Annotated in this window: 16 protein-coding genes; 8 read left to right on the forward strand and 8 right to left on the reverse strand. The window is 44.6% G+C overall.

What is annotated here, in order from left to right; genetic code table 11:
* Positions 1-40 precede the first annotated feature (40 nt).
* Positions 41-2,212 carry a TonB-dependent receptor gene (locus tag B853_RS22585; protein WP_038883172.1) on the forward strand — a complete coding sequence of 724 codons (2,172 nt, stop codon included), beginning with the start codon at positions 41-43 and terminating at the stop codon, positions 2,210-2,212.
* Between the two features lie 70 nt (positions 2,213-2,282).
* Here the strand turns inward: B853_RS22585 and B853_RS22590 are convergent, their stop codons facing one another.
* Complete coding sequence (locus B853_RS22590) at positions 2,283-2,471, reverse strand: DUF2986 domain-containing protein (RefSeq protein ID WP_038883171.1); 189 nt, start codon at positions 2,469-2,471, stop codon at positions 2,283-2,285.
* Positions 2,472-2,543: 72 nt separating this feature from the next.
* On the opposite strand from B853_RS22590, the gene B853_RS22595 reads away from it, so the two are divergent.
* Together B853_RS22595 and B853_RS22600 are read left to right on the forward strand one after the other, a co-directional pair.
* Positions 2,544-3,053, forward strand: a complete 510-nt coding sequence (locus B853_RS22595) for a GNAT family N-acetyltransferase (RefSeq protein WP_038883169.1) — start codon at positions 2,544-2,546, stop codon at positions 3,051-3,053.
* Positions 3,054-3,111: 58 nt separating this feature from the next.
* Positions 3,112-3,501, forward strand: a complete 390-nt coding sequence (locus B853_RS22600; RefSeq protein WP_038883168.1) for a nitrous oxide-stimulated promoter family protein — start codon at positions 3,112-3,114, stop codon at positions 3,499-3,501.
* 31 nt (positions 3,502-3,532) lie between these two features.
* Here B853_RS22600 and B853_RS22605 read toward each other — a convergent pair whose 3' ends face one another.
* Positions 3,533-4,693: an MFS transporter gene (locus tag B853_RS22605; RefSeq protein WP_038883166.1), complete on the reverse strand. Its 1,161-nt coding sequence runs from the start codon at positions 4,691-4,693 to the stop codon at positions 3,533-3,535.
* Positions 4,694-4,869: 176 nt separating this feature from the next.
* Positions 4,870-5,304, reverse strand: coding sequence for a thioredoxin TrxC (trxC, locus tag B853_RS22610; protein WP_038883165.1), 435 nt, complete (start codon positions 5,302-5,304; stop codon positions 4,870-4,872).
* 165 nt (positions 5,305-5,469) lie between these two features.
* On the opposite strand from trxC, the gene B853_RS22615 reads away from it, so the two are divergent.
* Positions 5,470-6,567 (forward strand): ketoacyl-ACP synthase III, encoded by a 1,098-nt coding sequence (locus B853_RS22615; protein ID WP_038883163.1) that lies wholly within the window; start codon positions 5,470-5,472, stop codon positions 6,565-6,567.
* 70 nt (positions 6,568-6,637) lie between these two features.
* Here B853_RS22615 and B853_RS22620 read toward each other — a convergent pair whose 3' ends face one another.
* From B853_RS22620 to B853_RS22635, 4 genes are all read right to left on the reverse strand, one after another.
* Complete coding sequence (locus tag B853_RS22620) at positions 6,638-7,963, reverse strand: DUF1501 domain-containing protein (RefSeq protein ID WP_038883162.1); 1,326 nt, start codon at positions 7,961-7,963, stop codon at positions 6,638-6,640.
* 9 nt (positions 7,964-7,972) lie between these two features.
* Positions 7,973-9,520: a DUF1800 domain-containing protein gene (locus tag B853_RS22625; protein WP_038883160.1), complete on the reverse strand. Its 1,548-nt coding sequence runs from the start codon at positions 9,518-9,520 to the stop codon at positions 7,973-7,975.
* A gap of 392 nt (positions 9,521-9,912) precedes the next feature.
* A complete protein-coding gene (locus B853_RS22630) occupies positions 9,913-11,181 on the reverse strand; it encodes a hydroxymethylglutaryl-CoA reductase (protein ID WP_038883159.1) in 1,269 nt (422 codons plus the stop codon).
* A 541-nt stretch (positions 11,182-11,722) separates the two neighbouring features.
* Complete coding sequence (locus B853_RS22635) at positions 11,723-12,736, reverse strand: helix-turn-helix domain-containing protein (protein WP_038883156.1); 1,014 nt, start codon at positions 12,734-12,736, stop codon at positions 11,723-11,725.
* 159 nt (positions 12,737-12,895) lie between these two features.
* On the opposite strand from B853_RS22635, the gene B853_RS22640 reads away from it, so the two are divergent.
* The 4 genes from B853_RS22640 to B853_RS22655 are packed head-to-tail and all read left to right on the forward strand — an operon-like array spanning position 12,896 to position 16,824.
* The gene (locus B853_RS22640) at positions 12,896-14,017 is read left to right on the forward strand and encodes an HlyD family secretion protein (protein ID WP_038883154.1); all 1,122 of its coding nucleotides are present in this window, start codon (positions 12,896-12,898) and stop codon (positions 14,015-14,017) included.
* Positions 14,007-15,020 (forward strand): DUF2955 domain-containing protein, encoded by a 1,014-nt coding sequence (locus B853_RS22645; RefSeq protein WP_038883152.1) that lies wholly within the window; start codon positions 14,007-14,009, stop codon positions 15,018-15,020. The genes B853_RS22640 and B853_RS22645 overlap by 11 nt, the downstream gene beginning before the upstream one ends.
* Before the next feature lie 29 nt (positions 15,021-15,049).
* Positions 15,050-16,171: an AI-2E family transporter gene (locus B853_RS22650; protein ID WP_038883149.1), complete on the forward strand. Its 1,122-nt coding sequence runs from the start codon at positions 15,050-15,052 to the stop codon at positions 16,169-16,171.
* The gene (locus tag B853_RS22655) at positions 16,168-16,824 is read left to right on the forward strand and encodes a potassium channel family protein (protein WP_005446913.1); all 657 of its coding nucleotides are present in this window, start codon (positions 16,168-16,170) and stop codon (positions 16,822-16,824) included. Before B853_RS22650 ends, B853_RS22655 begins: the two co-directional genes overlap by 4 nt.
* A 71-nt stretch (positions 16,825-16,895) precedes the next feature.
* Here B853_RS22655 and manA read toward each other — a convergent pair whose 3' ends face one another.
* A complete protein-coding gene (gene manA / locus B853_RS22660) occupies positions 16,896-18,104 on the reverse strand; it encodes a mannose-6-phosphate isomerase, class I (protein ID WP_038883146.1) in 1,209 nt (402 codons plus the stop codon).
* Positions 18,105-18,221: the final 117 nt, after the last annotated feature.

The following is an 18,221-nucleotide window of genomic DNA, read 5'->3' on the forward strand; positions in this document are numbered from 1 at the left end:
ATTATTGTCGCTTCTTTTAATTTATAAAAAGATAAAGACAATGATAAAAAGGAAGTTCTCTCTAAATCTCATCGTGCTCGCGATGAGCAGTGGCTATGCATTTCACGCACTCGCTGACCAACCAAACCCAAACAAACAAAGCAACACCGACGAACAGATGGTTGTTGTTGGCAGTATTATGCCTAAGTCAATTTCTGACATTCCAGGCACGGTATGGTTTGTTGACCAAGAACAGATCGCTCAACAATACCGAGCAGGTAAAAGCCTTGGTGACATCTTATCAGCGACCATCCCTTCATTAGACGTTGGTACTGGTGGTCGTACTAACTACGCGCAAAATCTTCGCGGTCGTGCGATGTTGGTGATGATCGATGGGGTGTCGTTACAGTCTTCACGTCCCATTAGTCGCCAATTAGATGCCATCGACCCATTTAATATTGAACGCATAGAGGTGCTTTCTGGTGCAACTTCTATTTATGGTGCTGGTGCAACGGGCGGTGTCATTAACATTGTTACCAAGAAAGCGACGTCGGATGAACTTTCTTTTGAAACCTATGTAAGTGGTACAACTGGCTTTAATAACAGCGATGATTTCGATTACAAAGTCGCGCAATCTGTATCTGGCGGTAATGAACAAATTACTGCTCGCGGCTCAGTAGTCTATGGTGAAACTCAGGGTTTCTATGATGGAAATGGTGACATTGTCACTCCAGATATTTCTCAAGGCTCTTTACAATACAACTCAACGCTCGATGTAATGGGTTCTGCGGAGATTCAAACGTCAGATGAAAGCCAACTAAGCCTTATTGCACAATACTACGACAGTCAGCAGGACTCTCCTTACGGTTTGTATATTGTGGGACGAGACTTTGTTGATGTACGTAAGGGATTTGAATCTGACCGTGAACAAGGCACAGAGCGTATTTTACTGAGTGCCAATTACAGCCATGATTCTGTATTTGGACACCAATTGATTGGCGAACTTTCTTACCGAAGCGAGAATCAAACTTTCACGCCTTACTTTCAGAGTGCCTCTCAACAAGAAACCGAAGTATTAGCAGGGCGTTTAGCACTTGCTAAAGGCTGGGATGCACTCAATTTAGTTTATGGTGTTGATGCGTACCTTGACCGTTTTGATAGCAACCAGGCGCTGTTTGACCCAACTATCGCGAATGACTCAGGTAACTTGGTTAACAAGACTTATGCGCAAGTAGGGCGCTACCCAGGCGTCGATGTTTCATCATATGCTCTGTTTATTCAAGGTGATTACGAGATAAATGCCGACTGGTCTATTCAGGCGGGTTACCGTTATCAGTACATGAATAACAAGATCGATGATTTTGTCGCTTACAGCGTACAGAAGAAGATCGCTGCAGGAACAGGTACATCTGCAGATGCCGTCCCAGGTGGCAGCACAGATTACTCGGTAAGTCTTTTTAATCTAGGCACTATCTATGAGCTGAATGATGACTCACAAATCTGGGCGAACTTTTCTCAAGGCTTCCAACTGGCTGACCCAGCGAAATACTATGGACAAGGCAGCTACGATGCGCCGGATGCAAATGGCCATTATGCTCTGAAAGACAGCATCAACGTATCTGATTCGAAACTCTCCGGTATTAAAACGGACAGTTATGAGCTTGGTTACCGCTTGGATACAGATTCATTATCACTGCAAGCGGCAGGTTACTATTCGCAGTCCGATAACTCGATCAAATACGACCGCAAAACCTTGTTGATCACCAGTGTGGATGATGAGCAACGTGTATATGGTGCGGAAGCGAACATCAACTATTGGGTGACGAGTGATATTTTGCTAGGTGCTTCGGGCCACTATGTTGTGTCTGAGCTTAAGACCGATGGCAAGTGGGAAGATTTAAGTGCTGGTAAGGCGAGTACGTCAAAGGCAAATGCGTGGGCGGCTTGGTATCAAAACGACTATTCTTTACGCCTACAAAGTCAAACCATGTTTGATTACAAAGATGAAGCCGACAACAAGCTAGATGGCTACACTACGTTCGATTTGCTGGGTAACGTAACGCTGCCAGTTGGCCAACTTGGGTTCGGAATCCAAAACTTATTTAACGAGGATTACACCACGGTGTGGGGACAACGTGCACAAATCCTATATGCGAGTCACTATGACTCAGCTGCTTATGACTACAAAGGAAGAGGTCGTACGTTCACGCTTAACTACAGCTTTAACTACTAAAAGTCTGTATCTGAGATACAAGTAAGCACGTTAAATTTGGATAAATAAAAGCCGCGTTGTGCGGCTTTTTTTATGCTTCGTCAGCAGACTGGGTTACTTCAGTTCCTTCTGAAGCTTGCGCAGCGGCTTGCTCTTCTGCTTCCATTTTCGCACGTTCAGCTTTAGAGATGTAACGTGGCTTGTTGCTCTTATGAAGCTTTGCGTTTTGCTTTTTCAACTTCGCTTTTAAGATCGAATTGATTTTCTTCTTGCGGTTCATGGTGTTGGTCCTTTAATTTAGCGGGGCAGGATAGTGATTTTTCCGCCAAGTTACAACCCTAATGGATTCCCTATGAAAACGCTTACAACCGAGCGACTCACACTGCGTCTTGTCAGTGTAGAAGATGCACCGTTTATTTTAGAACTCTACAACCAACCCGATTTTTATCGTTTCGTCGGTGATAAGCAAATTCGCACTTTAGACGAAGCCAAGCGCTATATCCAAGAAAACATGCTTCGTATGCAAGAACTTAAAGGGGTTAGCTTGCTGGTGGTCGAAACCAAGCATGACCAACAGCCAATTGGTATCTGTGGCTTGGTCAAGCGCGATACATTAACCGCGTTTGATATTGGTTATGGCTATTTACCAAGCGCGTATGGCAAAGGTTACGCGAGTGAAGCAGCGAGTGTTGTCGTGGATTTTGCCCGTGAGGATATGAAAATAGAAAACTTGGTTGCCATCACTAATAATGACAATATACGTAGTATAAGTTTGCTAGAAAAATTGGGATTTCAGTTTGAGCGCATCGAGCAGACCTACGATAATGGTCGTAATTTACAGCTTTATACCATGAAGTTGTAACTCGATAAGCCGTAACTAAAGTAGTTGCGGCTAAAGGCGATTTAGCTAGAGGAAAAGAATGAGCGACATTTTATTGGGGAAGCTCGCCACAGAGTTTAAAACCGTCAAGGCGATGGTAGATATCTATTGCAAAGATAACCATGGCACGAATGGTGAGTTGTGCTCAGAATGTCGCGGATTATTAGAGTATGCGGAAGTTCGGCTTGATCGTTGTCCTTACGGAGAAGAAAAGCCGACTTGTAATAAATGCCCAATTCACTGCTACAAACCGGAACCTAAAGAGCAAATGCGACTTATTATGCGTTACTCTGGGCCTAGAATGTTGCTTAAGCACCCAATTCTAGCAATTCGGCATTTAGTACACGAGAAACGTGATGTTCCGGAAAAGCCTGCTGCTAATGCTTCGAATCGCCATAAGCGGATGGAAAACAAAAAACGAGGGTGCTAGACCCTCGTTTTTGTATTTTGCTTCGCAGATATTACAGCCCTGCAGCCATTTGGTGCTTTGATTTGGTTGCTGCGATTAGCATGTAGATACAAGTCGCAAGCAGAGCCGCAAATAAGTAACCTAACAGTCCATGAATTTGCCCCATGAATTTATCAGCAACCACTGGGCCAGCTACTGAGCCAACGCTATAGCTGAACAGCATTACTTGCGTGGCTGATACGATGAAACGCTCGTCTAATCCTTCGCAACCTAAGTTAATTGCGATTGGGTATAGTGCAAAAGTTGCCATGCCCAACAGGAACAGTGCCGCTGCAAGTACTACCGGTGATGAAGATACAAAAGTCAGGCCGATAGAGAAAATACCTAAGATACAGAAAAACGCCATCAACACAGTACGTGCCATGTACTTGTTTAATGCTGTAACCATAGGTTGAACCAGCATGCCCCCTAGGATCACGAGCGCCATCAATGTACCGATGTCCTGGTGGCTGATCTTACGGTTTGCGAGTTCTACTGGCATCAGGCCATAAATCGCACCCAAAGTTAGACCTGAAACAATACAACCAATGATGGCTGCGTGGCTTAGCTTAGAAATTTGCTTAAACGATAGTGCTGTTGATTCATGGCTGTTTGGTTGTTCGCAATCAATGAACAGCAAAACCAGTATTGCCATTAGGATCAGTGTAGTGATCGCGACAAAAGGAACACCGCCGCTTACTCCTAGGATACCAATACCAAACTGACCAAGAGCAGAGCCACCATATAAAGACAGCATGTAAAGGCTCAAGCGTTTTGCTCTAGAAGATTCATCACCAGACATTAGCCATGATTCCACAATCACAAACACGCCTGCAACTGCCATACCCGCAATGAAGCGCGCAACAAGCCATACGATACCATTTGGAACCAATGGAAGTGCGACGATGGTGAATGAGAAAGTCGCTAGGCAGCCGACAAATGCTTTACGGTGGCCCACACTACGAACAATACGTTCAAAGAAAATAGCACCGACTAATAGGCCGCCATAGAACACACTCGCCAACCAACTCGCGTAATCAGCAGAGATGTTGTATTCACCAAGCATAAGAGGGATCAAGCTCATCAAATAGCCTGATGCCACTGCATAAAGAGACAGTGCTACGACAGGAACTGTGACTCGTGGTGATGCTGCAGGAATGGCTGTGTTTTCCAATGTTTTGCGCCTATAAGTTAAGTAAAAATCAGGGGTTATTTGGCGCGAATATGAGGCTAATTAATAGGCAAGTAAAACGATATATTTAAGTCGTTTCGACAAAAGATATTTATCGATATTCTATGAGGGAATGCTGCATAAAAACACCAGCCTAAGAGTTAGGCTGGCGAAGGGGTTTATTTGCTAAGTGCTTGATTTAGCCACTGATCAAATTGAGTTTTTGGTAGGGCGCCGTTGATCATGTCAACACGCTGACCATTCTTAAAAACCGTAATTGTTGGAATACTGCGAATACCGAACTGTGCCGCTAATTGTTGTTGCGCTTCGGTATCAATCTTGACAAAACGAGCGTTTCCAGCCTGTTCTTGCGCGACATCCGAAAAAACAGGAGCAAACCCCACACATGGATTGCACCATGGTGCCCAGAAATCGACCACGACTGGCGTGTTGCTTTCTAGCAGCGCTGAGAAATTATCGACAGTGCCTTCTATTGGGGCACCATCAAATAGAGCATTCTTGCATTTACCGCAGCTTGCAGCTTCCGCAACTCGCTCATTAGGGACGCGATTTAAACCGCCACAAGACGGACAACGAGTTTTAAACGATGACATGACTTCTTCCTTTATGACAACTTCATGAAAACATGACTTACCAGTCAGCCTCATAATTTGTATACTTCTTTTTTAGCCTGCCGATATATAAGACGGCAAGTCTGTATTTGGACCCGAACAGGTTCTAAGAAATTTCATTAAAATACAACAATAAATAGGTCTGCGATGACAAATTACTACGCTGAAATTACCGGTTGGGGAAAATGTCTTCCACCAGCCACGCTCTCTAACGACGACCTTAGCACTTTCCTTGAAACTTCAGATGAATGGATTCGCACCCGTACTGGTATCGAAAACCGTCGCATTAGCCACGTAAACACGTCGGACATGGCAACGGTAGCCGCGCAACATGCAATGGCACGTGCAGGTGTAGAAGCGAGTGATATCGACCTTATCATTGTTGCTACATGCTCTCCTGACTCTCTTATTCCAAACATTGCTTCTAAAGTTCAGCAAAACCTTGGTATTCGTTCTGCTGCGTCATTTGATTTAAACGCAGCATGTACTGGCTTTGTATACGGCCTTGAAACAGGTACACGTTTGATTCAATCAGGCAACTACCGTAATGCAATCATTATTGGTGCTGAACGTCTCTCTTTCTACATTGACTGGGCAATGCGTGATACTGCGGTATTGTTCGGCGATGGTGCAGGGGCCGTAGTTCTGACTCGTACAGAACAAGAAACAGGCCTACTGCAATCGCAAATTGGTTGTGATGCAAAAGGGCGTGACATCCTTTCTGTGCCTAAGTTTGGCACATGCATGGATCGTTTTGCGGAAGACAACGGTTACTGGGATTTCAATTTTGTAGGTCAAGAGATCTTCAAACGTGCCGTAAAAGGCATGGGTCTAGCGGCGAAAACGGTTTTGAAAGCTTCAGAGCTAACCACAGATCAAATTGACGTGGTAATCCCGCACCAAGCGAATATCCGTATCATCCAAACGCTGTGTGACCTTTCAGGTATTCCACAAGAAAAAGCCTTTGTGAACATCCAAAATTACGGTAACACTTCGGCAGCAACAGTGCCAATTGCGCTGTGTGAAGCGTTAGAGCAAGGACGTGTTAAGCCAGGCGACAACATGCTATTAGCGGCATTCGGTGCGGGTTTGACATGGGGTGCTGCAGTATTGAAGTGGGGTGACCGTGTAACGCCTGTTGCTGAAAGCGACGCGGTGCTACCAGAAAGCGATAAGACAGCGTTGGAGCTTTTAGAGCGCGCAATCAAGTTGTGTAACGAACGCCCTCGCAGTGAAGACGCGTAAACGAAGCAATACATGCGATAAACAAAAGGGAGCATTTTGCTCCCTTTTTTGTCTTTTGTGTTTTGGTAAATTAAGCCATAAAGCCTAAGTTCGATGTCGAGAAATTTCGAATGTTAGGGAATACGTAATCTAGTGCCGCGCCATCACTGATCCCCATCCACTGAGCCAAAGTAGCACCGACTTGGTCTGCGGCAATCTTAGGAATTAACCGACCTTTGGAATAATCATCTTCACCACCTAATACTAGTTCAGGCCAAGTACCAATTGGTTGAGCGCTTTTTACTGCCCCTCCAATGACGAGCTGATGCCCACCCCAACCATGGTCAGTGCCGTTACCATTGCTGGTCATTCTTCTGCCAAAATCAGACATGGTAAAGGTAGTTACGCTGTCACTAAGTCCTTGTTCATCAAGGGCTTGATATAGAGCACTGAGGTTCTCCGAAAGATCTTTTAAAAGCGAAGGATGTTTTGTTAACTGAGCATCATGCACGTCATAGCCAGTATGTTTAACAAAGAAGATTTGTCGTTGTTGTGACAGAGAGCTCTGGCGTGAGATTAGCTTAAATACCATATTAAGCTGTTTCCCTAAGCTTGATTTACTAAACCCTGCAACTGGCTCGACGGATTTAAGCTCACTCGCTAAAAGTTGGCTCATCAACATAGATTGCTCTGTCATCGTATTGAAATGGTTACCGAAAAGACTTGCAGGTTTAATGGCCTGTATTTTTGCGTATGCCTCGTTGAAATCACTTTTATTAATTGCTGTTAGTTGAAGTACCCTGTCTTGTTTTAAAACCGTCTGTGTATGGTCGACAGATCTGAGCCATAGAGAATCTCCATGGATACTATATAACGGTGTTACATCAGCCTGTGAACTCAATACATCCAACATTCTTCCGGCCCAGCCTAAATTTGAATCAACGGGCATTCCACCGGATAACCAGCTATTCCTTTGAGAGTTATGAGAAAATAAGTGAGTAGGGAGTACATCCTTGTCTTGTTCTATTTCAGACTTGCTCAGAGGGCGTTCAAGAATACCACTGTTTAAAACGACGTTAGCATCACCGCGTTCGAACAGGGGCTGAAGTGCTGAAAGGCTTGGATGTAAGCCCAGAGGGACTTCATTTCCATAATTATCGGTGGCAGTTAAGTGAGTTGAGAGAATCGTATCTCGCTCTACAGCCAAATTACTTCTCACCGCTTTATACGCTTGATAATGGGAATCAGACAGAGGTAGTACGGTGTTAATTGCATCGTTTCCGCCGGACAAATATACACAAATCAGCGCTCTGTAATCATTACTTGGTGAGGCAAGCGTCAGACTCGGCAAGCCCATGGATGCTAGGACGCTAAGGGAGGCAGTGCTTTTCAATAGGTTTCTTCGAGATATATCCATGTTGAGCTCCTAATCTTGAACAAAGAATTCTTGGCTAGATAACACGGTAAAAAAGGCTAACGACAATTTGGTTTTGGCAACGTAATTGGATTTGTAGGCATCTAGAACGTTGAGCAGAGTCTCTTTGAGTTCAGTTGATGCGTCACCACCAAGCAGTCGTTGGTCGATTAATGTAACGAGTGCAGGATGATCATCAAGCAGTTGGTAGTACTCATTAAGTGCCAGAGCATGAGTCCTTCCGCCATTTTGGCGTATTTCGTTGTACATTGTGTTCACCACATCGGTGTAAACAGACCAATCGAGCAGTTCAAACTCAGGGGCCACTAAACCCGCATTGCTAAATGATGTAGAAGGCACATAATCCGGAGAATAGAAATTGAAAACGCTTCGCGAGCGCAATGCGCCTTGGTTAGCTGAGTTCATTAGGCCGACAGCACCGTAATAGCGATTATCGATTGGCTCAAACCCTAGAGCACGGTGAAAGTTCATAAAAACTATAATGGGCTCTTTTAATTTAATAGGTTGTACCGTGCTTAAGCCTAAGGCTTCGGGATCAGTCAATATTGCACTAACAACCGCACCTAAATCGCCTTTTGTCCCGCTACCGTTGTCATTAAATACCGACGCAACTCGCTCGACATAGTCAGGTGTTGGATTCGATGTTACTAAGCGTTGTATTAGTTGTTTTGACACGAAAGGTGCAATATTGTCATGGGCCATTAAAATATCCATGACTAGATTTAGTTCATCATCGGCGTTCAAACCGGAAGGAATCGTGCTCCCAAGAAAAGCTTTTGAGCCATCGTCATGGCGCCAGTCAACAATACGCATGGGTTTTGTAAAAGCGCTATCTGATTTCAACCATCCCGTTAGTGAACGAGCTAACTCTTGCACATCTGACTGGCTATAGGTAGGAATGGCGTTTCCAGCGGAGTCTCGTTTCTTTGTACCATCCAGATTCAACTCATATAAGCCAATAGTAAATAACTGCATAAGCTCCCTGGCATAGTTTTCATCGGGTAGGGAGCCAGTCGTATTATCTGCTTTTTTACTTCCCATCATCGAGAGGTAGCTGCCCATAACTGGATGTGTGGCCGTTTTATAAAGTAGATCCCGATAATTACCGAATGCGTTTTCAACTAAAAGATCGTAGTAGGTCACGAGTCCTAGTGCTTTGCCTGAAAGGCTGTTTCCATACCTAGACACTACGAGTATTTGACTTAGTGCGAACGCAGTTCGTTGTCTTAATTGATCTTGAGACGTTACTGAAATTTGATACCAAGAATTTTCTCTATTTGCTTGGGCTCCTCGAGTAAATGGGGTTTGATACAAGTTTATGTGGAGAGTGGGTGGATAATTGAGTTGATTCTCTAGCCAAAGGTTTAAGCCTTGCGACTCAAGCTGCGCTCTACTCTGAGGAGTAGGCCCAAAAGTCGCTTGATATAGTGTGCGCGTAATTTGTTGCTGTGTTAATTCAGCCATAACGGGTTGCATGGAACCAACTGAAAGCACGAAGAAGAAAAATAGGGTTAAGTGATATAGTTTCTGACGTTTCATATAAACTCTCTTACCTACGTATAGCCGTATGGGAGTGAGTGACAATGAAAGAGCAAAATCGTTTGAGCTAATTAAGAAAAAGCTAACATACTGTTTCAAAGCGAGTATAGACAAACTAAAGCGGAGATTTAGCGGGTGCGTGAGACAAATACTAAAATCAAGGCTTTCGTTAGTTCAAAAAAACGAGGTAAAAGATTGAAACAGCCGTATAAAAACGTGATCTAAGCATCAATTAATTTTATGTAAACAATAAGTATTGGCGGGCTATTTAACGGCGTGTTGGGGGCAAAAACCATCATGCAAAAGCATGAATTACTTTAGCTGATAGCTCATTTTTCAGGCTGAGGGATAAGGTAGGCAGCACTTCGCGTGCTACCTATACAACAAAGTAATCAGTTACTATTTCTGGCGAGCTTATGATGTGCTCTAGAAAAATGATCGGCACAGAATGCGCCAACAATTGAAAGCTCACCCGCTAAGCATAGGCCGGCAGCAACTTCTGCCAAGGCTTTCGCTTTGCCATTCCCATGCAAGCCAAGAATATCCAAACACGCTTTCTGTGTTGGCAAGCCAGTACCGCCACCAACCGTACCGACCATGATGTTTGGAAGAGTCACAGAAGCGTACAGGTTACCGTCTGTGTCAACGTCCATTCTTGTAATACCAACGGCTGATTCGGCAACACATGCCGCGTCTTGCCCACACGCGATGTAAAGTGCGGTAAGAGCATTTGCATAGTGTGCATTGATACCAATCGACCCACTGAGTAAACCACCAACCATGGTCATTTTGCCAAATTTAACCATGGCTTCTGGGGTGGTATGGAGGTATTTCTCAACAAGTGTTTTTGGAATGGTCACTTCCGCTGATACTTTTTTTCCGCGCACAGAACGTAAAGTATGCGCATTTGCCTTCTTATCACCGGACAGATTGCCATCTAAGAAAGCATCAATTGGTTGGATAGGACTGTGTTCAAGAATGTAGTGGAACACTTTATGTGTTGCGATGGTCACCATATTCTGACCAGAAGCGTCCCCCGTTACGTATTCAAACACCAAGTAAACATGATTACCTTCAATGTTGACGTTGATATCTTTTAGCTTTCCGTGCGTCGTAGTTGACTCCGCTTCTCTACGGAAGATGTCATATTGGGTAACCACCCAACTAACAAACTGTGCGGCTTCTGCGAGAGATTGGAATCCAAATACGGGTGTACGGCTGACGCCCTCGCTGATCAAAAGCGTGCTTGCGCCACCAGAGGCCGTAATTAAGTTCGCACCGCGACTATAAGAGGCAACTAGGGCAGCTTCTGTTGTAGCAAGTGGAACTAAGTAGTCGTCATTAGCAAACAAGCCGTTAATGCGAAGTGGGCCAGCAATGCCTACAGGGAGGTTCACCGTGCCGATAAAGTGCTCAATGTTGTTGGCGTATTGGTTGTAATTCGATTGAGTGAAAGGATCCAGAAGAAGATCTTTGTCCGTCATGGATTCTAGAACTTTCCAACGACGTGCAATGTGCTTTTCCGTCAGACCTGCACTAAGGCAGAGTTTCTTTTCTGGCTTGTGGTATTTCGGTTCTAATGCCGATTGTACTTTTTCGCAGGTTTCATTCTCGGAGAGTGCAGAGCTATTCCTTGCGCTGTCTAAATTTAATTTCGGCATACAAACGTTTCTTTATTCATTTGGTTTGGAATTGTAGTGATACAAAACGTGATTACAATCCCGCGTATACGTTTTGCAACAAAAGGTTGCTCAGCTTCAAACAGATGAATATTCGGATTAAGCCGAAGATCGCGTGCTAACGGCTGCATGAAAGACGAGATATGAGATTTTATTGAGACTTAACCTATTGAAAATAATTAATTAAAAATCGCAATGGCGCGTGAGGTAGATGAACAAGATGCGAAAAGAACGCCGAATTCTCATCATTGTTAAAATTACGCAAAGTGGGTGAATTACTCTAATTTTGAACATCAAAATGATGAAATTGAAATATGCTAACGTGGCGTAAAATGGTAAATAACTTGAGTAGTGCTGCGGCATAATAGCCCCACGTTTTCAATTGAGGGTAACGTATGATTGTTTACTTTCGAGTTCAGGACGTAGAAGTGCTGTGTGATGAAATAGACCTCGCAACACTGATGCAAGCCAAGCTCAAACAATTACCAACTACCAAGCCTCAAATGGACTGAGCAGTATAACGTCACGAAGTGCTGGATGCGTTCAGCGCAATAGACTGTTTATACACTTTAGGAGATAACCCGGACACTCTTTTAAATGCGCGTGAAAAGTGCGAAATACTGGTGTAGCCAAGTTGATTGGATATATAAGTGAGAGAGTGTCCTTCTTCCATCAATTCGCAAGACACAGAGAACATCAATGACTCTTTAATATGTCGAAAAGAAGTCCCTTCATTCTTTAACTTTCGTTGAAAGGTTCGAACAGAATAGCTCAGCAACTGAGCCGCTTCTTCTATCGACAAATTACGCTCTCGCACATAAGGGCGAAGGAGTTCAAACACGCTATCAGTAAAACTCGTATGCCACTGGAGCTGACTAGGTTTGGCGCCTAATTGAGAGTCTGATATTTGGATTGGTAAGGCCAGAATATCTTCTGGTATGTAAACGCCAGCTTTTTCTTGACCCACAAAGATCTGGCATTGGTTAGGCACGATACTTTTTACGATGTCGCTGTTGTGCCCTTGTAGACGCACCTTGCTTGGATACCACGTGGTTTTGGTCAAAATGCTGATGAGCTCAGTAATGTAAATGACTGCAAATGCTTCTGACCAGTCGGCGATTTGAGTGTCTTTCTGTTCTGAGAAACGACAGAACCAAGCGTGACCATGGTGGATTTCGAAAGAAACGTTACTTCCGGGTGAGTCTAAACTGAATATCTCGTCGATGTGTTGCATCGAATCACCAATGGTCTGAAATGGCATAAACTGATGCAAGACATTAGGTATGACACGACGACGAAAGATGAGTACTAATAAGTCAGTAAACTTGCGGACACCAAGTTGAGAAGAGGTTAAGTGGATTAAACGTTTTATCGATTCAGATGGAATATAGTCGCTGTCAGACTGGAATAGATCCGCTGGTAGTCCGGCGTCACTGAGTAGTTTGTGCTTGTCCAAACCATAGTTGGCAAAGACTTCTACCATAATTCGTGCGTAGTTGCTTTGAACAACGGGGAAATGAAACGCGGGATTTGGCATTAAGCGGATACTCCATGTATAGCCAATTAACCTCAAACTATCTTAGCGCACAACGCTTGCTTTTAGATATAGCTCGATAATTATTGTTCAATTAATGGCAGGTTGGACAGGACGGTATATTCTTAAAATGTTCAATCTATTCAATGGCAAGGGGATAACATGTCTGAGAACGAAAAAGAAAAACAGCCAGCGGAAGTGGCGGAAAGTAAAGATACGAGTAAAAAAGACAAGGTGAAGACGGTCACCAACTATCTGCTTTTGTTCATTGTCGTCATGCTCGGCTTCAGCATTGTGTCAGACCGTATTATTCCAGTGACCGACAATGCACGAGTCAAAGGCTACATTGTACCTATAAAACCGCAGGTTTCTGGCAATGTCCTCAACATTAACGTTCGTCCTAACCAACTTGTTGAAGAAGGTGATGAGCTTGCCGTTCTCGATAAATCTGATTACGAGATCGTGGTGAAGCAAGCCGAAGAGAATCTAGAAATCGCTGGGCAAAATGTTGGAGCGCAAACCGCGTCCATCGCTTCGGCTCAAGCAAGATTAACCTCTGCGATTGTTGAACGCCAAAACACAGAAGCGCAAGCGAACCGTGTCCTTGCCATGGCAGAGAAAGGCGTAGTGTCGAAATCAGACGCAGATAAAGCAAGAGCGTCCTTAGCAACCGCTAGAGCAAACGTCGTAAATGCCGAAGCGGATCTTGAAAAAGCGAAACAACAACTCGGTGCTGAAGGTGAAGAAAACAGCCAAGTTAAAGCGGCATTGCTGGCACTTGAGCAAGCTCAGCTGAACTTAGAACGTACTGTGATTCGTGCGCCAACTCAAGGTGGTGTTTCAAACTTCAGTTTGACCGAAGGCTTCTATGCTTCAGCAGGTCAGCCAATCATGACGTTTGTGTCGACAGAGGACATCTGGATAGAAGCATACTTTCGTGAAAACAGTTTAGGCAACGTCAGCATTGGTGACGAAGTAGAAATTGCCCTCGATTTTGTTCCTGGCAAAGTCATCAAAGGCAAAGTGAGCAGCATCGACTGGGGTGTCGATTGGGGACAAAACCAACAAGCGGGTAAGCTCGCGCAAGCTAATCAACAAACAGGTTGGTTACGTCAAACGCAAATGTTACCAATCGCGATTGAGTTTGATCGTGAAGAAGTAACAGGAATGCTACGTGTTGGTGGGCAAGCAGACGTGATTGTTTACAGCGGTGACAACTTCGTGTTCAACACCCTTGGCAAACTTTGGATTCGTCTACTGAGCGTACTGTCTTATGTCCGATAACCTGAGCATCGATAACGCAACTCAACGCCGGATTCTGCGCTTCACCATTGGTGTAGGTCTGGCGGTGTTTCTCGCTGCTTGGATTAATTGGCAACTGGCGTTTGTCGCGCCGGTATTTACCGCGAAGTTCTTGGTTGATAAGCCAAACCTTCACAGAGAAACGATTTACGAGTTGCTGCTGGCATTGATTGCCACCATGGGATTGGGGCTGCTTCTTTCAGGAGGCATTACTCAGTACCCAATTGTTCTACTGATTGCTGTCGGTTTGATGATGGCATGGGGTTACTACTTGTTTACTGACCCCAAATGGAATCTGTTCGCGACCATTTTGTTGATTGCGGTGTTGATGTTGCCGTTTATGGCAATAAATAACCCAGCAATTTCTATTGTGCTCGCGAGTGGCTTGGCAATTTCCGGTGCGGTATCGGTGGCGATTTTTGCTCTGGTTCATATTTATCTACCAGAGCCAGACAGTGAGTTCGCGGGGTATGCGGCTCCACCAATTGGTAAAGAACAACGTTGGCATGCGTCATTTCGAGCCATGCTGATTTCGTTTCCTGTGGTGTGCTTCTTCTTTGTCTTTCAGATTTCAGAAGCATTGCTCACCATGATGTTTGTCGCGTTGCTGTCTTTGATGATTACGTCAGAGAAGTCAGTCAAATTAAGCGCGTTTTTAATCATCAGTAACGGTATCGGCGGGATACTTGCCATCTCGGCGTTCTCGATACTCGCCATCGTGCCAAACATTTTCTTTTACACCGCCTTTATCGCGTTGTTGGCGGTATTGATCGGGAAGAAGATTTACACCGCACCAGAGAAGGCACCGATATTCGCCACGGCGTTCAGCACCTTGCTTGTCTTAATCGGCAGCACGCTAATGAGCTCCGGCGATATCGACAGCAACACATTTATTCGAATCTTCCAACTGGTGTTGGTCGGGACATACATGATCCTCGCATCACTCTTTTTGGAAACCAGACAATGGAAGTTTTTGCAAACATAACACTTAACAGACAGTGAAAAGGTAACGCTATGAAAGCTTCAAATGATTTCTCTAAACAGGCGATAGACGCCGCTATCAAGATCGGAGCCGTAGCGTTACTGATCTGGTGGTGTTTCTCTATCCTCAGTCCATTCATTATGTTGGTTGTGTGGGGTGGCATTATTGCCATTGCTCTCTACCCAGTCATGATATCCCTTCATAATCGCTTAGGCATTTCAAAAGGCAAGGCGAGTGCGCTCCTCAGTACCATCGGTGTGCTGTTACTTTTAGTTCCCCTCATTGCACTTTCATCCGGTCTTTATACCAGTGGAACCGAGGTGGTCACTGGGTTACAAGATGGCACTTTAGTCGTACCTAAGCCCCAAGAAAGCATAAAAGAGATCCCTGTAGTGGGCGACAAGCTGTTCGTTGCGATTAACTACGCATCGACCAACATGGAAGGCTTCTTAGTTAAGTATGGCGAACAAGTGAAAGGCTTTATTTCTCAAGCTGCCTCAATTGTTGGCTCGGTAAGTGGTGGTTTTGTTCAATTCATTATTTCGACCATGATTGCTGGTGCGTTCATGAGCAATGCAGAAGTATGCCAGAAAGGTTTTACCAAACTAGCAGACCGCCTCACCAACAAGAAAGGCGAAGCGTTGATTGATCTTTCAAAATCGACCGTTCGCAGTGTCGTTCAAGGTGTAATTGGCGTTGCGCTGATTCAATCTGTCATGGCGGGTGTTGGTATGGTCGCGGTTGGCGTTCCTGCTGCTGCACTTTGGATGGTTGCCGTTATTCTGATTGCGATTGTTCAGTTGCCGCCGATTCTGGCGTTGATTCCTGCGATTATTTACGTGTTTAGCGTCGAATCAACACTGGTTGCTGGCATCTTCCTAGTTTGGTGTATTTTGGTGAGTGCGAGTGATGCGGTACTGAAACCAGTACTTCTAAGCCGTGGCTCTGACACACCGATGCTTGTGACACTGTTAGGTGCACTGGGTGGTATGGCAATGTCTGGCATCGTTGGTCTGTTTGTTGGTGCCGTAGTACTGAGCCTGACTTACCAGTTGATGGTGAACTGGTTAGATGAAGATGACGCTGAAGCAAACAAAGCTCTGAACATTGACCAAAAAGCGAAGGAGGAAGACAAAGTAGAGGTGGTATCATGAAACCGATGACAAGGGAAGATAACTTCTACTTTTTGTTTTTCGCGCTCATTGCGCTGTTCTTCGGCTGTGCTGTGATGCATCAGTTTTATCCAGATGGGCAGGAATTTGTTCTTGCTCTTTTGGTGGTGACATTAGGTGCTTCGATTGCAGGTATCAACAAGAAGAACAAATCCAACCGAACATGGTATGGCGTGTTACTGATTGTGGCCGTCATCTCCTATGGGATGTCGTTTCTAGAGCATTTAGATCTGTCCATTTTGACGCTAGGTGCGTTACTGGTTTTCTTGTTTTCGCACATATACTCGGCGCTAAAGCAGGTGGTGTTAACTAAGTCGGTGACGACAAACCACATCATCGGTTCGATTTGTATCTATCTGCTACTAGGGCTTGCATGGGCGGTGATTTACTTGTTGGTGTTGGAGTTCTTCCCGAGCTCTTTCACTGGATTAGAAGCAAAGCCTTGGCTGTCGAACTTGTTTAATGCGTTGTATTTTAGCTTTATCACGTTGACGACGGTGGGGTATGGAGACATTTCACCAACAGTTCCAGTGGCTCAGTTCTTCGTTTTCTTTGAGGCGATAGTCGGGAGCTTCTATCTGGCCATTATGGTGGCAAGTTTGGTGAGTATTCGTTTGGCTCAAGCGCAGAGCTAGATATAAGACGGAGTGATTTGAATGGCGGAGCTGAAGAGTCTCCGCCATTTTTGTTTTAAGAGGTAATGAACTTAGCCATTAAACGCACGAGCGACGCGACCTTCGCAACTGATTGTGTAGTTCCCTACATAAGCAGGAATGAAAGCCGATTGCCCTTTACCAAGTACTAATGTTTCACCGCTTTCTGCGAGTAGTGTTACGTCCGCATCGATCGGCATCAAGATTTCCGCACTGCTCATCTCGACTTGTTGATCTTTTGGCTCTTGGATTACAGAGAACTTGAAGTCTTGCACAGGAACAGGAAAGTGATGCTCACAGCCTTTGATTTCTGCTTTGGTTAGTAGCGTGTTCATTGGCTTTGGAATGAAGTCGGTGCACTTAACCAGTTCTTCCACATCCATGTGTTTTGGTGTCAAACCAGCGCGAAGTACGTTATCTGAGTTCGCCATAATTTCAAGACCGGTGCCTTTAATGTACGCGTGGGGCGTTCTTGCGCTTAGGAACATGGCTTCACCCGACTTGAGCGTAATAACGTTTAGTAGCATTGGAGCAAACAAACCAACGTCATTTGGGTACTGATCAGCAAGGTCTAAAATCAATTCGCATACTGAACGTTCTTTGTTCATTGCTGCGTAACTTAATAAGTGATCCACTGCGTTAACCTTACGTGCTTCTTCCATAGAAAGAATCTCCACGAAGAAGTGACACAAGCCGTCTTGGTTAGGGTTACGCTCAAACTGTTCTAGGTAGCCGTTAATCTCGGGAATGTCACACTGGCGGAACTCAGCGATGATTTCATCAAACGGACGAAAGCCGTTCATCGCTTGGTATTCTGTTAGGGCGTAAACCAGCTCAGGCTTGTGGTTGGCATCTTTGTAATTACGATTAAATGCATTCAGCGGTACACCTAGCTGTTGTTCTTTTGCATAACCAAGCTCTGCATCTTGCTTGTTTGGATGCACTTGAATCGACAACGCTTTATCTGCGGCAAGAATCTTGAAGAGGAAAGGTAGGTCACCAAAGGCTTTAGTCGCGCTTTGCGATAGAAATGCAGATGGATCTTGCTTGATCAATTCTGACAATGAAACTGACGAACTTCCTTCTTCAATCATAGAACAACCATTTGGATGCGTGCCCATCCAAACCTCGGCTTGAGGTTGTTGAGCTTCGTTAGCAAAACCAAACAAATCTTGGATAGCTGTGCGGCTTCCCCAGTCGTAGTTTTGGATTTTATTGTCCATTTTGAAGAAGCATTTTGATGAAATAGTATTCGAATTCATGAATTTTACCCGTAGAAAACCCTCCGAACTGAATCGGAAGCAAAAAATAGTGGAGATTAGATGGGTGAGCGGTTAACTCACCCTAAGAGGTGTAGAAGTCGCTTCTACAATGATGTG

Source organism: Vibrio rotiferianus CAIM 577 = LMG 21460, assembly GCF_002741985.1.
In the GTDB taxonomy this organism is placed as follows: Bacteria; Pseudomonadota; Gammaproteobacteria; order Enterobacterales; family Vibrionaceae; genus Vibrio; species Vibrio rotiferianus.